This window comes from Streptomyces sp. NPDC002573 (genome assembly GCF_042889625.1).
GTDB lineage: Bacteria > Actinomycetota > Actinomycetes > Streptomycetales > Streptomycetaceae > Streptomyces > Streptomyces gibsoniae.
The window spans coordinates 144898-165551 of sequence record NZ_JBIARC010000003.1 but is presented as its reverse complement, the minus strand read 5'-3'; the positions used below and the strand labels follow the sequence as shown (position 1 = coordinate 165551).

The 20654-nt window shown below is 72.5% G+C and carries 17 protein-coding genes; 9 read left to right on the top strand and 8 right to left on the bottom strand.

Annotation, left to right across the window (positions count from 1 at the left end; translation table 11 throughout):
• Window positions 1-5 precede the first annotated feature (5 nt).
• Window positions 6-1130 (top strand): PLP-dependent cysteine synthase family protein, encoded by a 1125-nt coding sequence (locus ACFYX0_RS04420; protein ID WP_388966166.1) that lies wholly within the window; start codon window positions 6-8, stop codon window positions 1128-1130.
• Here ACFYX0_RS04420 and ACFYX0_RS04415 read toward each other — a convergent pair.
• Both ACFYX0_RS04415 and ACFYX0_RS04410 read right to left on the bottom strand, forming a co-directional pair.
• Window positions 1098-1616 (bottom strand): SRPBCC family protein, encoded by a 519-nt coding sequence (locus tag ACFYX0_RS04415; protein WP_388966163.1) that lies wholly within the window; start codon window positions 1614-1616, stop codon window positions 1098-1100. The two genes, ACFYX0_RS04420 and ACFYX0_RS04415, sit on opposite strands and share 33 nt — an antisense overlap.
• Window positions 1617-1698: 82 nt before the next feature.
• Window positions 1699-2526 (bottom strand): DeoR/GlpR family DNA-binding transcription regulator, encoded by an 828-nt coding sequence (locus ACFYX0_RS04410; protein ID WP_388966160.1) that lies wholly within the window; start codon window positions 2524-2526, stop codon window positions 1699-1701.
• A 296-nt stretch (window positions 2527-2822) separates the two neighbouring features.
• Between ACFYX0_RS04410 and ACFYX0_RS04405 the strand changes: the two genes are divergently transcribed.
• Entirely contained in the window at window positions 2823-5210 is a 2388-nt protein-coding gene (locus ACFYX0_RS04405; protein ID WP_388966158.1) for a hypothetical protein, read from the top strand.
• Here the strand turns inward: ACFYX0_RS04405 and ACFYX0_RS04400 are convergent.
• The 4 genes from ACFYX0_RS04400 to ACFYX0_RS04385 all read right to left on the bottom strand — a co-directional run bounded on the left by ACFYX0_RS04400 (window position 5180) and on the right by ACFYX0_RS04385 (window position 9950).
• Window positions 5180-7618, bottom strand: a complete 2439-nt coding sequence (locus tag ACFYX0_RS04400; RefSeq protein ID WP_311700198.1) for a right-handed parallel beta-helix repeat-containing protein — start codon at window positions 7616-7618, stop codon at window positions 5180-5182. The two genes, ACFYX0_RS04405 and ACFYX0_RS04400, sit on opposite strands and share 31 nt — an antisense overlap.
• A 123-nt stretch (window positions 7619-7741) precedes the next feature.
• Window positions 7742-8347, bottom strand: coding sequence for a hypothetical protein (locus tag ACFYX0_RS04395; protein WP_311700226.1), 606 nt, complete (start codon window positions 8345-8347; stop codon window positions 7742-7744).
• A gap of 289 nt (window positions 8348-8636) precedes the next feature.
• On the bottom strand, window positions 8637-9461 hold the full coding sequence (locus ACFYX0_RS04390; protein WP_311700199.1) for an MOSC N-terminal beta barrel domain-containing protein: 825 nt from the start codon (window positions 9459-9461) through the stop codon (window positions 8637-8639).
• Between the two features lie 48 nt (window positions 9462-9509).
• Window positions 9510-9950 carry a DUF6643 family protein gene (locus tag ACFYX0_RS04385; RefSeq protein WP_311700200.1) on the bottom strand — a complete coding sequence of 147 codons (441 nt, stop codon included), beginning with the start codon at window positions 9948-9950 and terminating at the stop codon, window positions 9510-9512.
• 295 nt (window positions 9951-10245) lie between these two features.
• Here ACFYX0_RS04385 and ACFYX0_RS04380 point away from each other — a divergent pair, with 295 nt between their 5' ends.
• Window positions 10246-11568, top strand: a complete 1323-nt coding sequence (locus ACFYX0_RS04380) for a TerD family protein (protein WP_388966154.1) — start codon at window positions 10246-10248, stop codon at window positions 11566-11568.
• Between the two features lie 30 nt (window positions 11569-11598).
• On the opposite strand, the gene ACFYX0_RS04375 is transcribed toward ACFYX0_RS04380, so the two are convergent.
• Window positions 11599-12774 (bottom strand): glycosyltransferase, encoded by a 1176-nt coding sequence (locus ACFYX0_RS04375; protein ID WP_388966151.1) that lies wholly within the window; start codon window positions 12772-12774, stop codon window positions 11599-11601.
• A 57-nt stretch (window positions 12775-12831) separates the two neighbouring features.
• On the opposite strand from ACFYX0_RS04375, the gene ACFYX0_RS04370 reads away from it, so the two are divergent.
• A complete protein-coding gene (locus ACFYX0_RS04370; protein ID WP_311700203.1) occupies window positions 12832-13617 on the top strand; it encodes an aspartate/glutamate racemase family protein in 786 nt (261 codons plus the stop codon).
• A gap of 101 nt (window positions 13618-13718) precedes the next feature.
• A complete protein-coding gene (locus tag ACFYX0_RS04365; protein WP_311700204.1) occupies window positions 13719-14264 on the top strand; it encodes a hypothetical protein in 546 nt (181 codons plus the stop codon).
• A 72-nt stretch (window positions 14265-14336) separates the two neighbouring features.
• On the opposite strand, the gene ACFYX0_RS04360 is transcribed toward ACFYX0_RS04365, so the two are convergent.
• Window positions 14337-15326, bottom strand: coding sequence for an O-antigen ligase family protein (locus ACFYX0_RS04360; protein ID WP_388966148.1), 990 nt, complete (start codon window positions 15324-15326; stop codon window positions 14337-14339).
• A gap of 307 nt (window positions 15327-15633) precedes the next feature.
• Between ACFYX0_RS04360 and lnt the strand changes: the two genes are divergently transcribed.
• The 4 genes from lnt (at window position 15634) to ACFYX0_RS04340 (ending at window position 20630) form a co-directional block, all read left to right on the top strand.
• On the top strand, window positions 15634-17295 hold the full coding sequence (gene lnt / locus ACFYX0_RS04355; RefSeq protein ID WP_311700206.1) for an apolipoprotein N-acyltransferase: 1662 nt from the start codon (window positions 15634-15636) through the stop codon (window positions 17293-17295).
• A gap of 9 nt (window positions 17296-17304) precedes the next feature.
• Entirely contained in the window at window positions 17305-17784 is a 480-nt protein-coding gene (locus ACFYX0_RS04350) for an NUDIX domain-containing protein (RefSeq protein ID WP_311700207.1), read from the top strand.
• Between the two features lie 54 nt (window positions 17785-17838).
• Window positions 17839-18639: a 3-hydroxybutyrate dehydrogenase gene (locus ACFYX0_RS04345; RefSeq protein WP_388966145.1), complete on the top strand. Its 801-nt coding sequence runs from the start codon at window positions 17839-17841 to the stop codon at window positions 18637-18639.
• Window positions 18640-18707: 68 nt separating this feature from the next.
• The gene (locus ACFYX0_RS04340) at window positions 18708-20630 is read left to right on the top strand and encodes a GAF domain-containing protein (RefSeq protein WP_311700209.1); all 1923 of its coding nucleotides are present in this window, start codon (window positions 18708-18710) and stop codon (window positions 20628-20630) included.
• Window positions 20631-20654: the final 24 nt, after the last annotated feature.

The window sequence follows — 20654 nt, the reverse complement described above, 5'->3', positions numbered from 1 at the left end:
CCGCCGTGAGCATCCCCCAGATCAACCGCCCCGGCGAGACGCTGGACGTCGACCGCAGCGACGCCGAGTACCGCGCGTGGCTCAAAGAGGCCGTCCGCAAGGTGCAGGCCGAGGCGGGCCGCTCGGCCGACACTCATCTGCTGCGCTTCCCGCTGCCCGAGCGCTGGGGCATCGACCTGTATCTCAAGGACGAGTCGACCCACCCCACCGGAAGCCTCAAGCACCGCCTCGCCCGCTCGCTGTTCCTGTACGGACTGTGCAACGGCTGGATCCGTCCGGGCCGCCCGGTGATCGAGGCGTCCAGCGGTTCGACGGCCGTCTCCGAGGCGTACTTCGCGGGGCTCATCGGCGTGCCCTTCATCGCGGTCATGCCCCGCACGACGAGCGCCGAGAAGTGCCGGCTCATCGAGTTCCACGGCGGCCGGTGCCACTTCGTGGACGACCCCCGGAAGATGTACGAGGCCTCGGCCGCCCTCGCGGCGGAGACCGGCGGCCACTACATGGACCAGTTCACCTACGCCGAACGGGCCACCGACTGGCGCGGCAACAACAACATCGCCGAATCCGTCTTCCGCCAGCTGGAGTTGGAGCGGTTCCCGGAGCCCGCGTGGATCGTCGCCACGGCCGGCACCGGCGGCACCTCGGCGACCATCGCGCGGTATGTGCACTACATGGGCTACGACACCCGCATCTGCGTCGCCGACCCGGAGAACTCGTGCTTCTTCGCGGGGTGGACCACGGGCGATCCGGACGTCACCTGTGAGAGCGGCTCGCGGATCGAGGGCATCGGCCGGCCCCGGATGGAACCCAGCTTCGTACCCGGAGCCATCGACCGGATGATGAAGGTCCCGGACGCCGCCGCCGTCGCCGCGGTAAGGGCCCTGGAGGGCGCCATCGGCCGCCGGGCCGGCGGGTCGACCGGCACCGGGCTGTGGAGCGCGCTGAAGATCGTCGCCGAGATGGTGGCGGTGGGGCGCACGGGCAGCGTGGTGTCCCTGCTGTGCGACCCGGGCGACCGCTACCTCGACAAGTACTACTCGGACGCGTGGCTCGCCGAGCAGCGCCTCGACATCGCGCCGTACTCGTCGGCGATCACCTCACTGCTGGCGACCGGGGTGTGGGCGGGCTGATCCGGGCCCCGCGCCCTCGGCCGCGAGTCGCGCCTCCAGGGCCGTCACCGCGCCCCGGAACGCGCGCCCGAGGCCCCCGCGTGCCCGTCTCAGTGCAAACAGCAGAACCCCCGGCCCGCCGGCGGCGAAGGTCCACTGCACACGGGTGCCCGAGCCCGCCGGCGTCAGCCGCCACTCCTCCAGGAGCGCGCGGAGCCCCGGCGCGTTCGTCTCGTCGACCCGGTACGCGTACACCTCGTGGGGTACGGCCGCGACGACCGTCTCCCGGAAGCGGGTGCCGCCGACGAGGCGGACCTCGCGCCCGGCACCCCCGTCGAGCGGGCGGGCGAGGGTCACCGCGGCGAACCACTCGCTCCAGCCGGAGACGTCCTCCGCGAGAGCCCGGAAGACCCGCTCCGGGGGTACCGCGACTTCCCGGACGAACATGAGCCGCACGGGGGCGGTCCGTGTGAAGTCGAGCTCCACCGGGCGCAGACGGCGTGCCATGGACGACGACCTCCTCGGGGACAACGGTGCCCCGGACGCACGCGGTTGGCGCCGGGCCGGCGTCACCCTAGCTGGCGGGCCGTCAGATGTCTGCAGCGTCCTCGGTCTCGCCTGCCACCATCAGCCGCAGATGCTCGGAGATCTCCGCGCGCGCCTCGGGCGGCAGCCCCGCATCGGTCACGAGCGTGTCGACCTGCTCCAGCGCGGCGAACGAACTCAGGCCCACCGTGCCCCACTTGGTGTGGTCGGCGACCACCACGACACGCCGTGCCGACTGCACGAGCCGCCGGTTGGTCTCGGCCTCCGCGAGGTTCGGCGTCGACAGACCCGCCTCCACCGATATGCCGTGCACCCCGAGGAACAGCACATCGAAGTGGAGGGAGACGATCGCCTGATCGGCCACCGGCCCCACCAGCGAGTCGGACGGGGTGCGCACCCCGCCGGTCAGCACGACCGTGGCGGCACCCTGGCGCGGACCCGAGGTGCGCTGCGCCGAGTGGAAGACGTCCGCAACCCGCACCGAGTTGGTGACGACCGTCAACTCCGGTACGTCGACCAGGTGATGCGCCAGCGCGTAGGTCGTCGTGCCTCCGGAGAGGGCGATCGCCGTGCCGGGCGTGACCAGCTCGGCCGCCGCGCGCGCGATGTCCTCCTTGGCCGTCAGCTCCAGGCCCGACTTGGCCTCGAACCCCGGCTCGTGCGTGCTCGCCTCCACCACCGGGACGGCGCCGCCGTGCACCTTCTCCAGGACGCCCTGGCGGGCCAGCGCGTCGAGGTCGCGACGGACCGTCATGTCGGAGACGCCGAGCTTGCGTGTCAGTTCGTTCACGCGGACGCCGCCGCGTCGTCGTACCTCGTCGAGGATCAGGGCACGGCGCTGCTCCGCGAGGAGGTTCTGATTCTCACTCACGTCGGCTCCATTCCCCTTTATCCCCCTTCGTCCCGAATTCACCCGAAATTCTCGCAGGCTGTTCGCACCGGCATCCACGAGGTCATTGTCCCGTCACCAGCACCGAGGAGGTCTCATCCTCGCACGGGTCGTCTCACGCGGCGCCACCGACCGCAGCCCGGGATCTTCCTGTCCGCCGTCCCGCGTCGTCACACATATCGGGGAGATTCCGTGACAACGAGTGTGCACTGGCGCGCCGGAGGCGATCCTTTGCCTGCGACGACACACCGTACGCGGCACGGGGGAAGTGCGAAACAGTGGAGCGTGCACCGAGACACGACAGAGACCACGGCGCCGCCGGGCAGGCGTCCGCGGAAGCCGCGACGGCCCTGGAGCTCCTGGTCCACGGCGTCGGCGGCACCACACCCGAGGAGATGCTCGGCGATCCCCGCACGGTCCGGATCACCGGTGACGACACGGCGGCCGTGTACCGGCGCGCCGACGACGCCGACGCGGAGCGGCACCCGGCGGACCGGCACGGTCGCCCGGTGCCCGAGGCGTACGTCTGGTGCAACCTGACCTCGGGGAACGCCGCGCGCGCCCTGTGGCTGTTGCTGCTGCCGTTCATGGTGGCCAACCTCGCCCATTGGATGCGGCCCCCGACGGCGGGCCGCCGGCAGACCGTCCGTCTCTACGGACTGATCGTGCGGCTCATCGGGCTCACCCTCACCGTGCTGCTGGTCGCCGCCGCCTGCGAGGTGGCCATGGACCTCGCGGCCTGGCAGTGCGCGGGCACCCACGCCTGTGCCCGGCGCCACGCCTGGCTCGGATTTCTCTCCCCGGCGGGCTCCGGCGCAGGCTGGTGGAGCCCACCCGGCCGGCGCCTGGCCGTGGCCGGCGTGGTGCCCACCGCCCTCACCGGCCTGCTCTGGTATCTCTCCCACCGCACCTGGTGCGCCTACGAGTCCCAGGAGCCGATCCCCCGGCCGCCGGAGCCCGAGGAGGAAGCGCACCGCCCCGCGCTCGGCCGTCCCGGGTTCTGGTACGGGCGCCGCCTCGTGGCCCGGCTGCGCGCCGCCCACACCGCCGCCGGCTTCCTCACGGTCGCCGCAGCCCTCACCGGCTCCGCCGTGCACGACGACCACCGCCACGGCGCGACCACGCTGCACGTGATCGGTCTGGTGCTGGAGGCCGCGCTCCTGGCGGTCGCGGTGCTGGTGGTGGCGGTGGTGTGCCGAAGGGGACGCACCGAGAACCTGCTCGACCGGCAGCTCGACCGCACGGTGGTGCGTCTGCTGCCCGCAGGCGCGCTCGCACTCGTCGTCGCGGCCGTGATCTACGCGGGCTGGTCGCGTCCCGGCCGACGGTCCGAGGGGCGGCTGCCGGGTGCCTGGACGTTCAGTGCGCTGACCCTGGCGCAGGGGTTGCTCGTCCTCGCGCTCGCTGTCTTCGCGCACGTCCTGTACCGCGCCCACCCCGAGCCGCGCAGCGCACTGCGCGGACAGGCCGGACCTGCCGTCGCACTGCTCGCCTGTGCGCTCGGCGGGGTGATGTCCGGTGGCGTGGCCCAACGGGTCGCCGACTGGCTGGACGGCACGGGCCACTCGCTGGCCGGCCCGCCGGTCCTGCTCACCTGGCAGGCGTCCACCATCCCGCCGCTGCTGCTCATCCTGCTGGTCCTGGCCGCCCGGTTGGCCAGGCGCACCTGGCTGCTGCGGCGCGCCGAGGCGGTCGAGGTCGAGCGCGAACACCCGGGCGAGCCCACGGACACGGCCCGTACCGCGCGTATCGCGGGCACCCGCGCGATGGCCACCCTCACCGACCGGGCCCCGCTCGTCGTCGGCGTCACATCCGCCACGACCCTGCTGCTCGGGGCGGCCGCCCTGGTGGGGGCCGTCGCCACCGACGACACGCCGACCGGTGCCGCACAGGCCGCACAGCCCGTCGTCCGGGGCGTGGCCGAGACCGTGCAGACGCTCGGCTCCTGGCTGATCGGTGTCGGCTTCCTCGTCTTCGTCACCTGGGGCCGCCGCGCCTACAAGGACGCCTCCGCGCGCCGCACCATCGGCATCCTGTGGGACGTCGGCACCTTCTGGCCGCGTGCCGCCAACCCCTTCGCCCCGCCCTGCTACGCCGAACGTTCCGTACCCGACCTGACCTGGCGCATGGCCACCTGGACGCGCCAGAGCGGCGGACGGATCGTGCTGTCCGGCCACTCCCAGGGAAGCGTGCTCGCGGCCGCCGCAGCCTGGCAGCTGGCGCCCTCCGTGCGCCGACGGGTGGGCCTGCTGACCTACGGCTCACCCCTTGAACGGCTCTACGGGCGCTGGTTCCCGGCGTACTTCGGCCCGGCCGCGCTCACTTCCCTGCACCGCGAGGTCGACTGCTGGCGCAACCTCCACCGTCCGACCGACCCGATCGGCGGGCCGATCCGGCTGCCCGGCGACTGCGGCCCACAGGTGGACCGGGCACCGCTGCGGGACCCGCTCGCCTACGGTCGTACGCCCCGTCATCCGCTGCCCGCGCCGATCCTCGGGCACGGGGACTACCAGGCGGACCCGGCGTTCGCCGAGGAGCGCGCCCGGTTGCTGGCACGACTTCGGCCCGGACTCCCCGGACCGCGTCCCTCGGGCACGCCGCCCGGGTCGGGCGACAAAGGCTCCGGGGGTGCGGCTCAGGGCAGTTCGGGCAGGTCCTCCGGGTAGAGCAGAGTCAGGTCCTCCGTACTCGGCTCCGCCAGCTGGGCGACGCGGCCCGCATGCCGCTCCACCATCGCCTCGAAGGTCTGGCGTGCGGTACGCCCGTTGCCGAACGTCGCGCCCTTGGGGATCTCCGTGAAGTACTTGAGCAGCGCCTCGGCGGTTCCCGGGCTCAGCCGGTACTCGTGGTCCTCCGCCTGCTGCTCCACGATCCGCAGCAGCTCCTCGGGCCCGTAGTCACCGAAGGTGATGGTGCGCGAGAAGCGGGAGGCCACACCGGGGTTGACGGACAGGAACCGCTCCATCTCGGCGGTGTAGCCCGCGACGATCACCACGACCGCCTCCCGGTGGTCCTCCATCAGCTTCACCAGCGTGTCGATCGCCTCACGGCCGAAGTCGCGCCCGGAGTCCTCCGGGGACAGCGCGTACGCCTCGTCGATGAACAGCACTCCGCCGCGCGCCCGGTCGAAGGCTTCCTGGGTGCGGATGGCGGTGGAGCCGATGTGCTCGCCGACCAGGTCGACCCGGGACACCTCGACGAGATGCCCCTTCTCGAGCACACCGAGCGACGCCAGGATCTCGCCGTAGAGCCGCGCGACCGTCGTCTTGCCGGTGCCGGGGGAGCCCGTGAACACCAGATGCCGTCGCACGGAGGCCGCCTTGAGGCCCGCCTGCTGCCGACGGCGCCCCACCTCGATCATGTCGGTGAGCGCGCGCACCTCGCGCTTGACGCTCTCCAGGCCGACCAGCGCGTCGAGTTCCCCGAGCACGGCCGTCGACGTACGCGCCGGCTCCTGCGGCTCCGGGGCGGCGGCGAGGGGCTCCTGCTCGGTGGTGCGCTGGCCGGGGATCGCGCCGAGCAGACCGCCCGACTGGGTCGACGGCTGGACGGCGGCCTCATGGGCCACCACCGGCCGCAGTCCGGCGCTCTCGTCGCTCGTGCAGTCCTCGACGATCGCGGCGCCGCCACCGGGCGCGCCCGGGCCGCCGTCCGCGAACTCGTAGCCCCCTCGGCTGCAGCGCTCCGTGCGGCACTTCCGCAGTGTCGCCCGGCAGCCGTCGATCACATGGAAGCCGTAGCCGCCGCTGTCCGTGACCCGGCAGTTCAGGAAGCTGCCCCGGCCGCCCGCGGAGACGTAGAAGCCGGCCTCCGACGGTGACGTCACCGTGCAGCGCTCGATGGTGGGGTCGGCGCCCTTGGTGACGATCACGCCCGTCTGGGTGCCGTCGACCGTGCAGCCCGACAGCGTGCCGCCGCTGCCGTGGTCCCGGAACCAGGCGCCCGTCGCCGCGTCCCGGATCCGGCAGTCGTCCAGCTGCGCCGTGGCCCCGTCGCTCACCGACACCGCGGTGTTGCGCACCTGGGTGAGGTCGCTGTCCACGACGTCCGCGCGCGAACCGCGATCGAGGACGAACAGGGCGTCGGGCACGTCGTGCACCCGGCACGCCTCGAGGACCACGGTGGCCCCGTCGCTGACCCACACCGCCGGATAGTCGCCGGTGCTGTCGAAGATCTCGCACTGGTTGGCGTCCACGCGGGTGCCCGGGTCCCACACCGACAGGCCGTTGCGCCCGAACTGCCGCACCGTTGTCCGGGTGAGCGTGAGCACCGAACGGGAACGCAGGTCGACCGCGTTCTCCGGGATGTCGTGGATGCGGCAGTCGGCGAGGGTCAGCACCGCGTCGGTGTCCAGGGTGATGCCGTCCGCGGTCGTCCGGTGCACATCGCAGTCCGTCAGATGCGCGGTGCCCCGCCCCGTGACCTGCACCCCGGAGCCCCGGACCTCGTACACCTCGCAACCCACCGCTTCCAGCGCCGAGTTCTCACCGGTCGCCGACAGGCCGGCGCCCGAGGTGTGGTGCACCCGGCAGCGCTCCAGCCGGGGGTGGGCGCCGCCGCGGACCGCGACGCCGGACTGGCCTGCCGCCACGACCTCGCACTCCTCGAACACCCCGCCACCGCCGTCCACGACGGCGATGCCGATGCCGGCCGGGTTGTCGACCGTGCACCGGCGGACCGTGGGGCGCGCGCCGCCGCGGACCTCGATCCCGGCCGCGGATCGCGTCATGATCCGCAGATCGACCAGCTCCGGGGTGCCCGACTCCACGAGCACCGCGGGCGCGGCCGCGTCCTGGCCCTCGACATGCAGGTCCTGGACCACGGCGGAGGCCCGCACGGTCAGCGGCACGCCGTCCACCGGCGCGATCCGCACGGAGCCGGGGGAGCCCTCGGGTCCGCGCAGTGTCACCGCCCGCTGCACGACGAGATTCTCCCGGTAGGTGCCGGGGGCCACGGTGAGGACGTCTCCGTCGCCCGCGGCCTCCAGGGCGGCGGCGAGCGATGCGTACTCACCTGTGCGGCGCCGCCACCGCGATGTGCCGGTGTGCGTCACCTGGACCGTGCCCTGTGCCATGGCGCTGCTGTGCCCCCACCTCTGCTCACGCGGGTTCTCGCGAAGAAGCCGGACAGCCGAACAGCCCGGTCGGTCCACCGTAGCGTGCGCGGACGCCGCTGGATGACCGGAGTCCGCAGGCCGTCAACTGCCCGTCCCGGTACGGCCCCAGTCCGGGCCTGCCTTGTCCCATGCCTGGTCCCAGCGGGCGTAGCGGCGCTGGAGCATGCGCCAGACGATCACGCGCCGGCCGGTCTCTATCAGCCCCGCGGCCATCACGGCCGCACCGATTCCGGCCAGTACCGCGTGTGTCGTCGCGGTCTCACCGTCCAGCGGACGCGCCACTATTCGGCCACGGTCGTCGGTCCAGACGACGAACTGGTCGCCCCGGTGCGGGGAGCCGAGGGCGGTCAGTACCGTGCCGTGCCGCGCGGTGCCGTCGGGGGCGGTCCAGTCGGCGAGTACCTGGCTCTGTCTCTTCCGTGAAGCGGGGGATTCCGGATCCGGCTCCACCGGAGCGTGGTTGAGCCGTCTGACGACGGTGGCCGCCACCTGGTGATGGGTGCGCTGCTGGTCCTGCACGGCACGCTGCAGGGAGCTCTGGGCGATCGTGCCGATCACGGCGCCCGCCACCGGTGCGGCGAGGAGGACCAGGACCATGGCGGCCAGCGCCAGCCAGGCCTCGACCAGATCGGTCGTACGGCGCAGCGGATTGCGCCGCCAGCGCCACAGGCCGACGAGTGCTCGCATCATCACCCACCCTCTTCCGCCTCCGTCATAATCCCCGTATCCGCCCGTCCGTGTGCGGAATCGGTGAAGAGAGAGCCGAAACACCTCTCCTCCGTCTCATGAGCCCCTCATGAACTTCTCACGCACACTCAACGACCGCGTTCGCTGCCTGGGTTCCCGCGTACGGGGCGAATGCCGGCCTCGCTCGGCCCGGCGAGACGGAGGTCCCCGGTCCGCCAGCCGCGTCGCGATCCGGGGGAGGAGAGGGGAAGGGAGAAGGGGAGGGGGAGGCAGACGATCGCGGCGCGGCTCAGCCGAGGATCTCGACCGGGTCGCCGACGCGGATCGTGCCGCGCGTCAGCGGCACCAGATTCTGGCCGAAGATCAAGCGGCCGCCGATGCGCCGATGGCGGCCGAGCGTGCGCAGGGGCTCCTTGCCGCGTCCGGCCGTTGCCTGGTCGGTGGTCGTCACGACGCAGCGCCCGCATCCCTTGGCGACCCGGAACCCGACCTCGCCGATCGCGATCCGCTCCCAGTCGTCCTCGGCCCAGGGCGCCGTGCCGGACACGACGACGTTCGGCCGGAACCGGTTCATGGGCAGCGGGCCCTCGTCGGGGTGATCGCCCTGCGCGATCAAGGAGTTGAGGGCGTCCAGGGAGGCGAGCGTGGTGACCAGCAGCGGAAAGCCGTCGGCCAGGCTGACGGTCTCGCCCGGGCGCCCGAAGGGCGGGTCGATGGGGCGGCGGTGCGCGGGATCGTCGAGGTGGACGAGGGTCACCCGCTCGCCGAGGTACGCGCTGAACCAGGCGCTTGCCCCGGAGCCGGCCGCAACCGTCTCGATCTTCTCTCCCGCCCACTTCGCAGTGGTCGTGCCGGCCGGTTCGGGCACGGGCACGCTCAGCGGCTCCCGGTCGGAGGCGGACAACCGGATGCCGCCGTCGGACACGGGCTCGGCGGTGACCAGCGCGAGGCGTGGCTGCTCGCGCTGGGTGACGACCTTGCCCGTCTCGTCGATGAGGGCCCAGCGCCGGTCCCCGGACAGCCCCCATGGCTCCACCACGGCCTCGTTGAGCTGCTGGGCCCGCAGTGCCTTGACCGGGTGGACGTGAATCGAGTGCAGCGCTGGTGTCGGCATGAGGCCATCGTGCCATTGCGCACTGATGGCCTCACGTCACGAAATGGATCAGTACCCGCGGTACTGCTGTCCGTTGTTGTACGGATCCTGGTACGGAGCCGGGGCGGGACGCGGCGCCGCGGGGCGCATCGCCTCGTAGCCGGTGGGAGCGGCCATCGGGCGGGGCTGCTGCATCTGCTGGGGACCCGGGTAGCCGCGCGGGCCCGCCTGCTGCGGGATGTACGCGGTGGGGGCCTGCTGCAGGGGCGCGGGCTGCGGAACCTGGGGGTAGCCGTAGGCCGGGGCGTGGGACGGCCCGGCCGGCAGCGCGGGGAGCGCCGACGGCAGCGCGGGCAGGTTGCTGCCCGGCGTCTCGTACGCGGAGGGGACCCGGATCGGAGCGATCTGCGGGGTGCCCCGCTCGGCGACGAGCCTGTCGTAGATCGGAGTGTCCGGGAAGGGCGACGCGGAGTAGTAACCGCCGCCATAGGTGGAGCGGGGGGAGGTCATGGCACATAAGTTAAGCCCACGATGTGCTGGTTGGGGAGACCGATAAGAGGGTTGTTTTCCGTGCCCGGGGTGACGCGGGATCCCCAATGCGAGCGAACTTGTCAAAAAAGGGCAGCAATCGGGGTTTGGATCGCGTAAAGGCCGAGTTCCCAGCAGGTTACCGGCGGTTGACCACCGCTCTTCGGTGCCGTTGATGGGACTTCGGGGCCCGGGAGAATAGGTTGGCCGGAACGGATGCACGGACCGCCCGGAACCCTTCCCGGCCGTGCGACAGGTGATGGGGGCGGACATGCCGATGTCGAAAGGATCCAACCTCCAGGTGCCGGCAACGGCCCTGCGGGTCGAATTGGGCTGGCGTTCCGGACCGGGTGTCCCCGACGCGGACGCCTCGGCGCTGCTGCTGGTCTCCGGCAAGGTCCGCACGGACGGTGACTTCGTCTTCTACAACCAGCCGGCCCACTCCTCCGGAGCCGTACGGCACGAGGGCAAGCGGGACCTGGGCGGCCAGGTGACCGACACGCTCCTCGTCGACCTCGCGCGCGTGGAGCCCGCGGTCGAGACGGTGGTGCTCGCCGCCTCCGCCGACGGCGGAACGTTCGGGCAGGTGCCCGGGCTCTACATCCGAGTGCTCGACGCCGGGCAGGGCACGGAGCTGGCACGCTTCGACCCCACCGCGACCGTGGAGACCGCGTTCGTGCTCGGGGAGTTCTACCGCCGTCAGGGGGCCTGGAAGTTCCGCGCCGTCGGACAGGGCTACAGCAGCGGACTCGAGGGTCTGGCCACGGACTACGGGATCACGGTGGACGAGCCGCAGCACGCCCAGCCGCCCGCCGGGCCCGCCCCCGCCACGCCTGCGCCCCCCATGCCGCCGGTCACCGCCCCGGCCCCGCTTCCCCCGCCGCCGGCCGCCCCGGCCCCCACGGGCACGTGCGGGGCGCCGCTCCCGCCCCAGAGCCCGCCGTCGGTCCCGTCCACCCCGGTCCGCCTCACCAAGGTCACGCTCACCAAACAGGCCCCTTCGGTCTCGCTGACCAAGCAGGGCGGCACCTCCGGCGAGCTGCGGGTGAACCTCAACTGGCAGACACGTGAACAGTTCTCGCGCTGGGGCGGTAGGCGCGGCCGGGCGGCGACCTCGAACCCGGACCTCGACCTCGACCTGTGCGCCCTCTACGAGCTGTCCGACGGCAGCAAGGGGGTCGTCCAGGCCCTCGGCAACGCCTTCGGGGCGCTGCACCGGCCGCCGTACATCCACCTCGACGGCGACGACCGCACCGGGGCCGTGGAGACCGGCGAGAACCTCACCGTCAACCTCGACCACAAGCAGAGCCTCCGGCGCATTCTCATCTTCGTCACCATCTACGAGGGCGCCCGCTCCTTCGCCGACCTGCACGCCACGGTCACGCTCCGGCCGGAGCACGGCGCGCCCATCGAGTTCTCCCTCGACGAGTGCACGGTGCCCTCGACCGTGTGCGCCCTCGCCCTCATCACGAACACCGGCGGCGACCTGGTCGTCCAGCGCGAGGCCCGCTACCTGGTCCCCGAGCGGGGGGTGAGCCACCAGCGCACGATCGACCGCGCCTACGGGTGGGGCATGAAGTGGACCCCCGGCAGAAAGTGACCGCTCCGCCCACCCGGGGGAGCGGTCCGCTCACTGCTCGTCCAGGGCCGGGTCGGGGCGGGCATAGGTGCGGCCCTTCCAGGCCGCTCCGCGCCCGCGATAGTGCTGCACCGCCGAATCGACCGTCATCAGGAGATACAGAAAGGCGGTGACCGGCAGCAGCACCGAGAGCCACAACGGCTGCCGGTAGTACCGCAGCATCGGGATGTACGTCCCCGTCATCACCAGCTTCGCGAGCCCGCCGACCACCATCGCGGTCGTGTTCCCGCTGACGAGTCCCGCGACGATCGTCAGGGACGGCACCAGGTAGACGAGGGTGAGACCGAGCACCGTGCCGAGGAGCAGCAGCGGACTGTGCCGCAACTGCGCGTACGCACTGCGCGAGACCATCCGCCACAGGTCGTGCAGCCGCGGATAGGGACGCACGCTGTCGACCCGGTCGGCCAGTCCCAGCCAGACATGGCCACCGCCGTCCTTGACCGCCCGCGCGAGCGCCACGTCGTCGATCACCGCCTGCCGGATGGCGTCGGGGATCCGCGCCCGCTCGGCCGCGTCCGTACGCAGCAGCACACAGCCGCCCGCGGCGGCCGCCGTCCGCGACCCCCTCGTCGCGATCCACCGGAAGGGGTAGAGCTGCGCGAAGAAGTACACGAAGGCGGGCACGACGAGCCGCTCCCAGACGCTGTCCACCCGGAGCCTGGCCATCTGCGACACCAGATCGAAACCGCCGGTGCGCGCCGCCGCCACCAACTCCCGGAGGCTGTCGGGCGCATGCGCGATGTCGGCGTCCGTCAGGAGCAGGTATTCGGGGGTACGCGCGCGTGCGAGAGAGATTCCGTGCCGTACGGCCCACAGCTTGCCCGTCCAGCCCGCGGGGGGCTCACCGGGGGAGTCGACTGTGAGCGGCAGCCCGCCGTACCGCTCGGCCAGCGCCCGGGCGAGCTCTCCGGTGCCGTCCGAGCTGCCGTCGTCGACGAGGAAGACCTCGGCCTGTCCGGGGTAGTCCTGCGCGAGCAACGACGGAAGGCTGTGGGGGAGGACCGCGGCCTCGTCCCGCGCCGGTACGACGACACAGACGGACGGCCACGACTCCGGTTCCCGGCGGGGCGGCAGCCGCAGATCCGTACGCCAGAAGAAGCCCTGACCGACCAGCAGCCACAGCCATGAGGCCAGCGACACGACAGCGATCCACACAAGGGCAGTCACCTGCCGCAGTCTGCCCCACAAGGAGGTGCTTCAGGGCTCATCGTCTATGGTTGCGGGGTGAAGATCGCGCTGATGGACTCCGGAATCGGACTTCTGCCGGCCGCTGCGGCGGTGCGGCGTCTGCGGCCTGACGCAGATCTCGTGCTCTCACTGGACCCCGACGGGATGCCCTGGGGGCCGCGCACTCCCGAGGGCGTCACCCAGCGGGCCCTGGCCGTCGCCGAGGCCGCCGCCGCGCAGCGGCCCGACGCCCTGATCGTCGGCTGCAACACCGCGACCGTGCACGCCCTGCCCGCCCTGCGCGCCTTCCTCGAACCCGGTCTGCCGGTCATCGGCACCGTCCCGGCGATCAAGCCGGCCGCGGCGGGCGGCGGACCGGTCGCCATCTGGGCCACGCCCGCCACCACCGGCAGCCCCTACCAGCGCGGTCTGATCCGGGAGTTCGCGGACAGCGTGGACGTCGCCGAGGTCCCGTGCCCCGGGCTCGCGGACGCCGTGGAGAAGGCGGACGACGCGGCGATCGACGCGGCCGTCGCCGCGGCTGCGGCCCGCACACCGGCCGAGGTGACCACTCTGGTCCTGGGCTGTACCCACTACGAACTGGTCGCCGAACGGATCCGCGCCGCCGTGCAGCAGCCCGGTCGGCCGCCGCTCGTTCTGCACGGTTCCGCCGGCGCCGTCGCCGCGCAGGCACTGCGCCGCATCGGTGCGGACGTGGCTCCGGGGGCCTCCGCGAGCGCCGGTGTGACGGTGCTGCTCAGCGGACGCGAGGGTGTGCTGCCGGCTGCGGCGCTGTCGTACGACGAGGGCAAGCTCCTGCAGTCGGTCAGCACGACCGGCTGAGGACCGGCCTCGACTCCGGCCGTGTCATTGGGCCGTACCCCGCGTAGGTGACGCTGCGCAACACCATGCCCGCGCTCCGAAACATGGGTACCCTCAAGGGCATGAGGGAGCACCTCGACCGTGACAGGGCTCCGCAGCCCGAGATCTGGACCGGACGCGCGACGAACCGCGCCCAGTGGCTCGCGGCGCTCGTCGGTGCCGCCTGTATGGCGCTCGGTATCGAGCTCGCCGTCGACTCCGCGTGGTCGGCCGGCATCGTCCCCCTGGTCATGTCCGTCGTGGGCTGTATCGCGGCTGGTCTGCTGGTCCTCTTCGGCACGCTCGCGTTCGTGCATGTCGCGGTCAAGGTCGACAAGGAGTGCCTTGAGGTGCGCTGCGGGCACATCGGTCTGCCGCGTCGCCGCATCCCGCTCTCGCTCGTCGCCGGAGCGGAATTCGCCCCCCGGGTCACGCCACGCCAGTGGGGCGGCTGGGGCTACCGCTGGCGCCCCGAGAAGGGGACGGCCGTGATCGTACGGCGTGGAGAGGGTGTCGTCCTGCGCCTGTGGGACGGGCACACCTTCACGATCACCGTGGACAACGCCGAGTCCGCCGTGCGGGTCATCCGGGCCCGGCTGCACCCGAGCCTGCCGGGCGCCACGCACTGACCGGCATCAGCTCTCCTCCTCTTACTCCTTATTTATACGGCCTCTCGCGACGCCGTCATGTCACGGTGATGGTCACTGCGGCGATCCGCTCTTCCCGTCCGGCCGTGCGGCACCCTCGCCGTCCCACAGCGGGCGTGCCGTAGCGATCCCGGCCAGCAGGCCCGCGCCCGCCGTCACCGTGGTGAAGCTGAGCGCGTCACCGGTCGACGCGATCACGGCCAGCGCCGTCAGGGCCGCCCCCGCCGTGAGGGCGATCGGCGTGGGTCGCCGGGCGCGCCACAGGGCGTGGAGGAACCAGCAGTAGACCCCCGCGAGCAGTGCCAGCCCGATCAGCCCCTGTTCCGCCGCCTGCTGAAGGGACGCCGAATGGGGCTTGTCGTCGGGCAGGAGCGACTGCGCGGACACGGGGCTCAGCTCACCGAAGCGCCCGGGCCCCGCACCGAGCACCGGATGCTCCCGGACCAGGGTGAACGCGTCGTGCCACAACTGGACGCGGTGCCCGCCGAACGGGGCCTCGACAACGGCCGAGGGGCCGCCGGGCGTCATGTTCCCGGCCATCGCCCAGGTCGCCGCGGTCACCGCCGTCACCACGAGGGCGCAGGCGGCCAGTACCCCGGCGCGGTGGTGTGTCCGGTCCGCGGCGAGTGAGTACAGCAGCAGGCCGATGGACGCCGTCAGCCCCGCAGTCGAGCCCAGCGCCACCGCGACTCCCGCGATCCCCACGACGGACAGCCGGAGCGCGAACCGTGGCTCCGGGTCCCGGGCCGCCCACGCCGCACAGCACGCCGCACCCGAGGAGAGCGCCAGCAGCGCGGCGATCGCACCGGTGGAGCCGAGCGGGGCGGGGGACGGCGGGCCCGGCGTCGCGTAGGGTGCGGCGACCGCGAACCCGACTCCGCACAGGGCGCCGACCGCGGGTGCGGTGACCGGCAGCAGCGCCCCGAGGATGCGCCCCGAGGAGTACCCGGCGGCGACCGCCAGCACAGCGAGCAGGACGCCCTCCGGCCGCCCGCCGTGCGCGGCGGCCGTGATCAGCGACCAGGCCGCGCACCCGCCGAGCATGAGGACGCCCGTCGCATCCGAAACGTTTCGTCTTTCGTCTTCCGCATCCGCGGCCCCGGCCGCGGACTCCGTACCCGTGGATCCCACTCCGCCGCCCCCCTGAGCCGGGCCCCACCGTCCCGGCTGTGTCCGGCTGCACGTCACAGGCTCGCGCACACCGTAACGGTGATGCGCCGGTTTGTGGACGAGTTGCGCAGGAACGTTGCTGCAGAAGGCGGAACAAAATGGTCGAATCACGGGTGGAAGCCCCCGGGGCCCCAATGGACCGAGCTGTCCGGTGCATGGTCACGCGCCGTACACTCCCCGGGTGACCGTCACCGCAACTCCCGTGGGCGAGCCGGAACAGCTCGAACCCCAGGCCGCACCCGCACGCCGTGGTGTCCGCCGGGCACGGCGCCTCCTTCCGGCCGTCGCAGCCGCGCTCTCCGGAGTGCTGCTCTACGTCAGCTTTCCGCCCCGGAGTCTGTGGTGGCTGGCCGTCCCGGCCTTCGCCCTCTTCAGCTGGACCCTGCGCGGCCGCACCTGGAAGGCCGGCCTCGGCCTCGGCTATCTGTTCGGCCTCGGCTTCCTGCTGCCGCTGCTCGTGTGGACCGGCGTGGAGGTCGGTCCCGGCCCCTGGATCGCGCTCGTCGCGGTGGAGGCCCTCTTCGTCGCGCTCGTCGGTGCGGGCATCACGCTGGTCTCCCGGCTGCCCGCCTGGCCGGTGTGGGCGGCCGCCCTGTGGATCGCGGACGAGGCGGCACGCGCGCGTGCGCCCTTCGGCGGCTTCCCCTGGGGAAAGATCGCCTTCGGTCAGGCGGACGGTGTCTTCCTGCCGCTCGCGGCGGTGGGCGGCACCCCGGTGCTCGGCTTCGCCGTCGTGCTGTGCGGCTTCGGTCTCTACGAGATCGTGCGCGTCGTCGTGGACGGCCGGCGCAACGGGGGCGTCCTGCGGCGCGGAGCGGCCGTCGCGGCCCTGCTGAGCATCGCGGTTCCCGTGGTGGGCGCCGTCGCGGCGCGCTCCCTGGTCAGCGACAAGGCCGAGAACGGCACCACGACCGTCGCCGTCATCCAGGGCAACGTGCCGCGCTCGGGCCTTGAGTTCAACGCCCAGCGGCGCGCCGTTCTCGACTACCACGCGCGCGAGACCCGGCGACTGGCCGAGAAGGTCAGGGCGGGCAAGGTTCCGCGGCCCGACCTGGTGCTGTGGCCGGAGAACTCCTCCGACATCGACCCCTTCGCCAACCCCGATGCCGCCGTGGTGATCAGCGGCGCCGCCCGGGCGATCGGCGCACCCATCTCGGTGGGCGGTGTCGTCGAGCGGGACGGCAAGCTCTACAACGAGCAGATCCTGTGGGACCCGGCCAAGGGCCCGGTCGACACCTACGACAAGCGGCAGATCCAGCCGTTCGGCGAGTACCTCCCGCTGCGCCCGCTGCTCGGCGCCATCAACAAGAACTGGACGTCGATGGTGCGCCAGGACTTCAGCCGGGGACGCAAGCCGGGCGTGTTCACCATGGCGGGCGCCAAGGTCGGACTGGTCACCTGCTACGAGGCCGCCTTCGACTGGGCGGTGCGCTCCACCGTCACGGACGGCGCCCAGCTCATCTCCGTGCCGAGCAACAACGCGACCTTCGATCGCAGCGAGATGACCTACCAGCAGCTCGCCATGTCCCGGGTGCGCGCGGTGGAACACAGCCGGACCGTCACCGTCCCGGTGACCAGCGGCGTCAGTGCGATCATCATGCCGGACGGAAAGATCACTCAGCGGACCGGGATGTTCGTGGCCGACTCGCTCGTCCAGAAGGTGCCGCTGCGTTCCTCCACGACCCCGGCCACGCGGCTGGGCACCCTGCCCGAGGCATTGCTCGTGCTCGTCGCGGTCGGCGGGCTCGGCTGGGCGGTGGCCTCGGCGGCGCGTGGTCGCCGTGACCGTACCGTCGAGGACACCCGTCTCGGAGACCCTGAGGCCGCGGAATCGGCCCGATAGGGTCCCTCCATGGCTACGCCCGATTTCATCAGGACCATCCGCGCCTCCGCGGGCCATCAACTGCTCTGGCTCCCCGGCGTCACCGCCGTGGTCCTCGACGACGACGGCAGGGTCCTGCTGGGGCGCCGGGCCGACAACGGGCAGTGGTCGGTGATCGGGGGCATACCGGAGCCGGGGGAGCAGCCCGCCGCCTGCGCCGTGCGCGAGGTGTACGAGGAGACGGCCGTGCGGTGTGTCCCCGAGCGGGTCGTCCTCGTGCAGGCGCTGGCTCCGGTGACCTATGCGAACGGCGACCGGTGCCAGTACATGGACATCACGTTCCGCTGCCGTGCGATCGGCGGCGAGGCACGTGTCAACGACGACGAGTCGCTGGAGGTGGGCTGGTTCTCGGTGGATGCGCTGCCCGCGCTGAGCGAGTTCGCGCTGCTGCGGATCAAGCAGGCGCTGTCGGAGGCACCCACATGGTTCGACCCCACTAATCTGCTGTGAAGTGTGGGTGGTGACCATATGCGGAGGGGATGGGGCGCAGCCTAGGGTTTCCGCATGACCGAGCCCAGCCCTCTGTCGGCCCCCCACGCCCCCTCGCTCGACCTCGGCGGACGCACCGCCCTCGTCACCGGCGCCGCCGGCGGCATCGGCCGTGCCTGTGTGCTGCGGCTGGCGGCCGCCGGGGCGAAGGTGAGAGCGGTCGACCGGGACGCCGCCGGACTCGACGCCCTGGCAGGCGCGGCCGACGGTCTCCCGGGCAGCGTCGAGCCGTACGTCCTCGACCTCACCGCCCTGGACGCGGCCGAACTCGCCGCCGACGGCACCGATGTCCTGGTCAACAACGCCGGACTCCAACTGGTACGGCCCCTGGATGAGTTCCCGCCCGACGTCTTCCACACCGTGCTCACGGTGATGCTCGAGGCGCCGTTCCGGCTCATCCGCAGGGCACTGCCGCATATGTACGGCCAGGGCTGGGGCCGCATCGTCAACGTGTCATCGGTCCACGGACTCCGCGCCTCCGCCTTCAAGTCCGCGTACGTCGCCGCCAAGCACGGCCTCGAAGGACTCTCGAAAACCGCGGCACTGGAGGGCGCCCCCCACGGCGTCACGTCGAACTGCGTCAACCCCGCGTATGTACGCACACCCCTCGTGGAGAAGCAGCTCGCCGACCAGGCGAAGGCGCACGGAATCCCGGAGGAGCGCGTGCTGACCGAGGTGCTGCTCCAGGACACGGCGGTCAAGCGGCTCATCGAACCGGAGGAGGTCGCCGAGGCGGTGGCCTATCTCTGCAGCCCAGCGGCCTCCTTCATCACCGGCACCTCGCTGGTCCTCGACGGCGGCTGGACGGCGCACTGAGCGGGAACATGCCAGAAGTTGTCCACAAGGCCGGTGGGCCCGGCCCGAAGGTGGGCCATCCTGGGGGCATGTCACGCGATCACGCACAGCCTGCGGCACCCCTCGGCACCCACGCCGAGGCCCCGTTCCTGGAGCTCCTGGCCCGGCGCGCATCGGCCGACGCCTATGAGCAGCCGGTGCTGCTCGCCCGGGCCGAGGGCCTGCCGCCCGAGCACATCGACGCGCTCGACCGGGCGAAGCGGCTCGCGCTGCGCGTGCGTGCCGAGATGGAGGGCAGACGCCGCCGGGAGGCGGAGCTGTCCGCGCTCTTCGAGACCGCCCACGATCTGGCCGGGCTGCGCGACCTCGACGCCGTCCTCCAGGCGATCGTCCAGCGCGCCCGCTCGCTGCTGAGCACCGACGTCGCGTATCTGACCCTGCACGACGAGGCCGCCGGCGACACCTATATGCGGGTCACCGAGGGCTCGGTCGCCGCCCGGTTCCAGCAACTGCGCCTCGGCATGGGCGAGGGGCTCGGAGGACTCGTCGCCCAGACCGCCCGCCCCTATGTGACGCCCGACTACTTCCAGGACGCCCGCTTCCAGCACACACGGACGATCGACACCGGTGTCCATGACGAGGGACTCGTGGCGATCCTCGGCGTGCCGCTGATGATCGGCCCACAGGTCATAGGGGTGCTGTTCGCCGCCGACCGGCGGGCCCGCGTCTTCGAGCGGGAGGAGATCGCTCTCCTCGGCTCGTTCGCCGCGCTGGCCGCCGCCGCCATCGACACCGCGAACCTGCTCACCGAGACCCGTTCGGCCCTTGCCCGGCTGGCGCGGGCCAACGAGATCATCCGTGACGGCAGCGCGGTCATCGAGCGGGCCTCGGACGTGCACGACCGGCTCGCCGAACTCGTCCTGCGCGGCGGCGGTGTGCACGACGTGGCCGCGGCCGTCTCCCAGGTCCTCGATGGCACGGTCGAGTTCGCCGAGGCGGACGCCGCCCCCGCCGCGGCGCTGGAAGCCTCCCGCGCCGAAGGCCACGCCGTGCGACACGAGGACGACTGGGTCGCCGCGGTGGCGGCCGGCGGGGAACTGCTCGGCGCCCTGGTACTGCGCGGCCATACACGGCTCGACCCCGTCGACCAGCGCACCCTGGAGCGCGCCGCGATGGTGACCTCCCTGCTGCTGCTCGCCCGCCGCTCGGCGGCGGAGGCCGAACAACGCGTCCGCGGCGAGCTGTTGGACGACCTCCTCGACGCCCGCGACCGCGACCCGCGCGTCCTGCGTGAACGGGCCGCGCGGCTGCGCGCCGATCTCGACGCCACCCATGTGCTGCTCGCAGCCCGCCTCGACGGCACGGCGGACGACGCCGACCAGGAGGCCGCCGCCCGCCGCCGTCTGGGGTCCGCCGCCTTCCATCTCGCGGCCACCCGGCACGGTCTCGCCGCCGTGCGCGACGGCGGTACGGTCCTGCTGCTTCCCCTGGAACGCGGCGGCACCGCGACAGACCTCGCCCGCCGCACCGCCCGCCAACTGGGCACCGCCGTGCACGAGGCGGTCACCGTCGGCGCCTCCGCCCCCTTCGAGGACCTCGCCGCCCGGCCGGACCGGGTGGCCGCGGCCCACACGGAGGCGCAGCGCTGTCTGGAAGCCCTGCGCCTGCTGGGGCGGGCGGGAGACGGCGCCGCCGCCGAGGACTTCGGCTTCCTGGGGCTGCTGCTCGCCGGGGACAGGGACATCTCCGGGTACGTCGAACGCACGATCGGCGAGGTCGTCGCCTACGACGAACGGCGCGGCACCGATCTCGTCCGCACCCTCGACGCCTACTTCCTCTCAGGGATGAGCCCCGCACGCACCAAGGACCGGCTGCACGTCCATGTGAACACGGTGGCGCAGCGCCTGGAGCGGGTGAGTCGTCTGCTGGGCGACGACTGGCAGAGCCCGGCCCGTGCCCTGGAGATACAACTGGCCCTGCGGCTGCACCGGTTGTCGTCGACTCGGCACTGACCCCGAGCCATGGCCGCAGCGCGT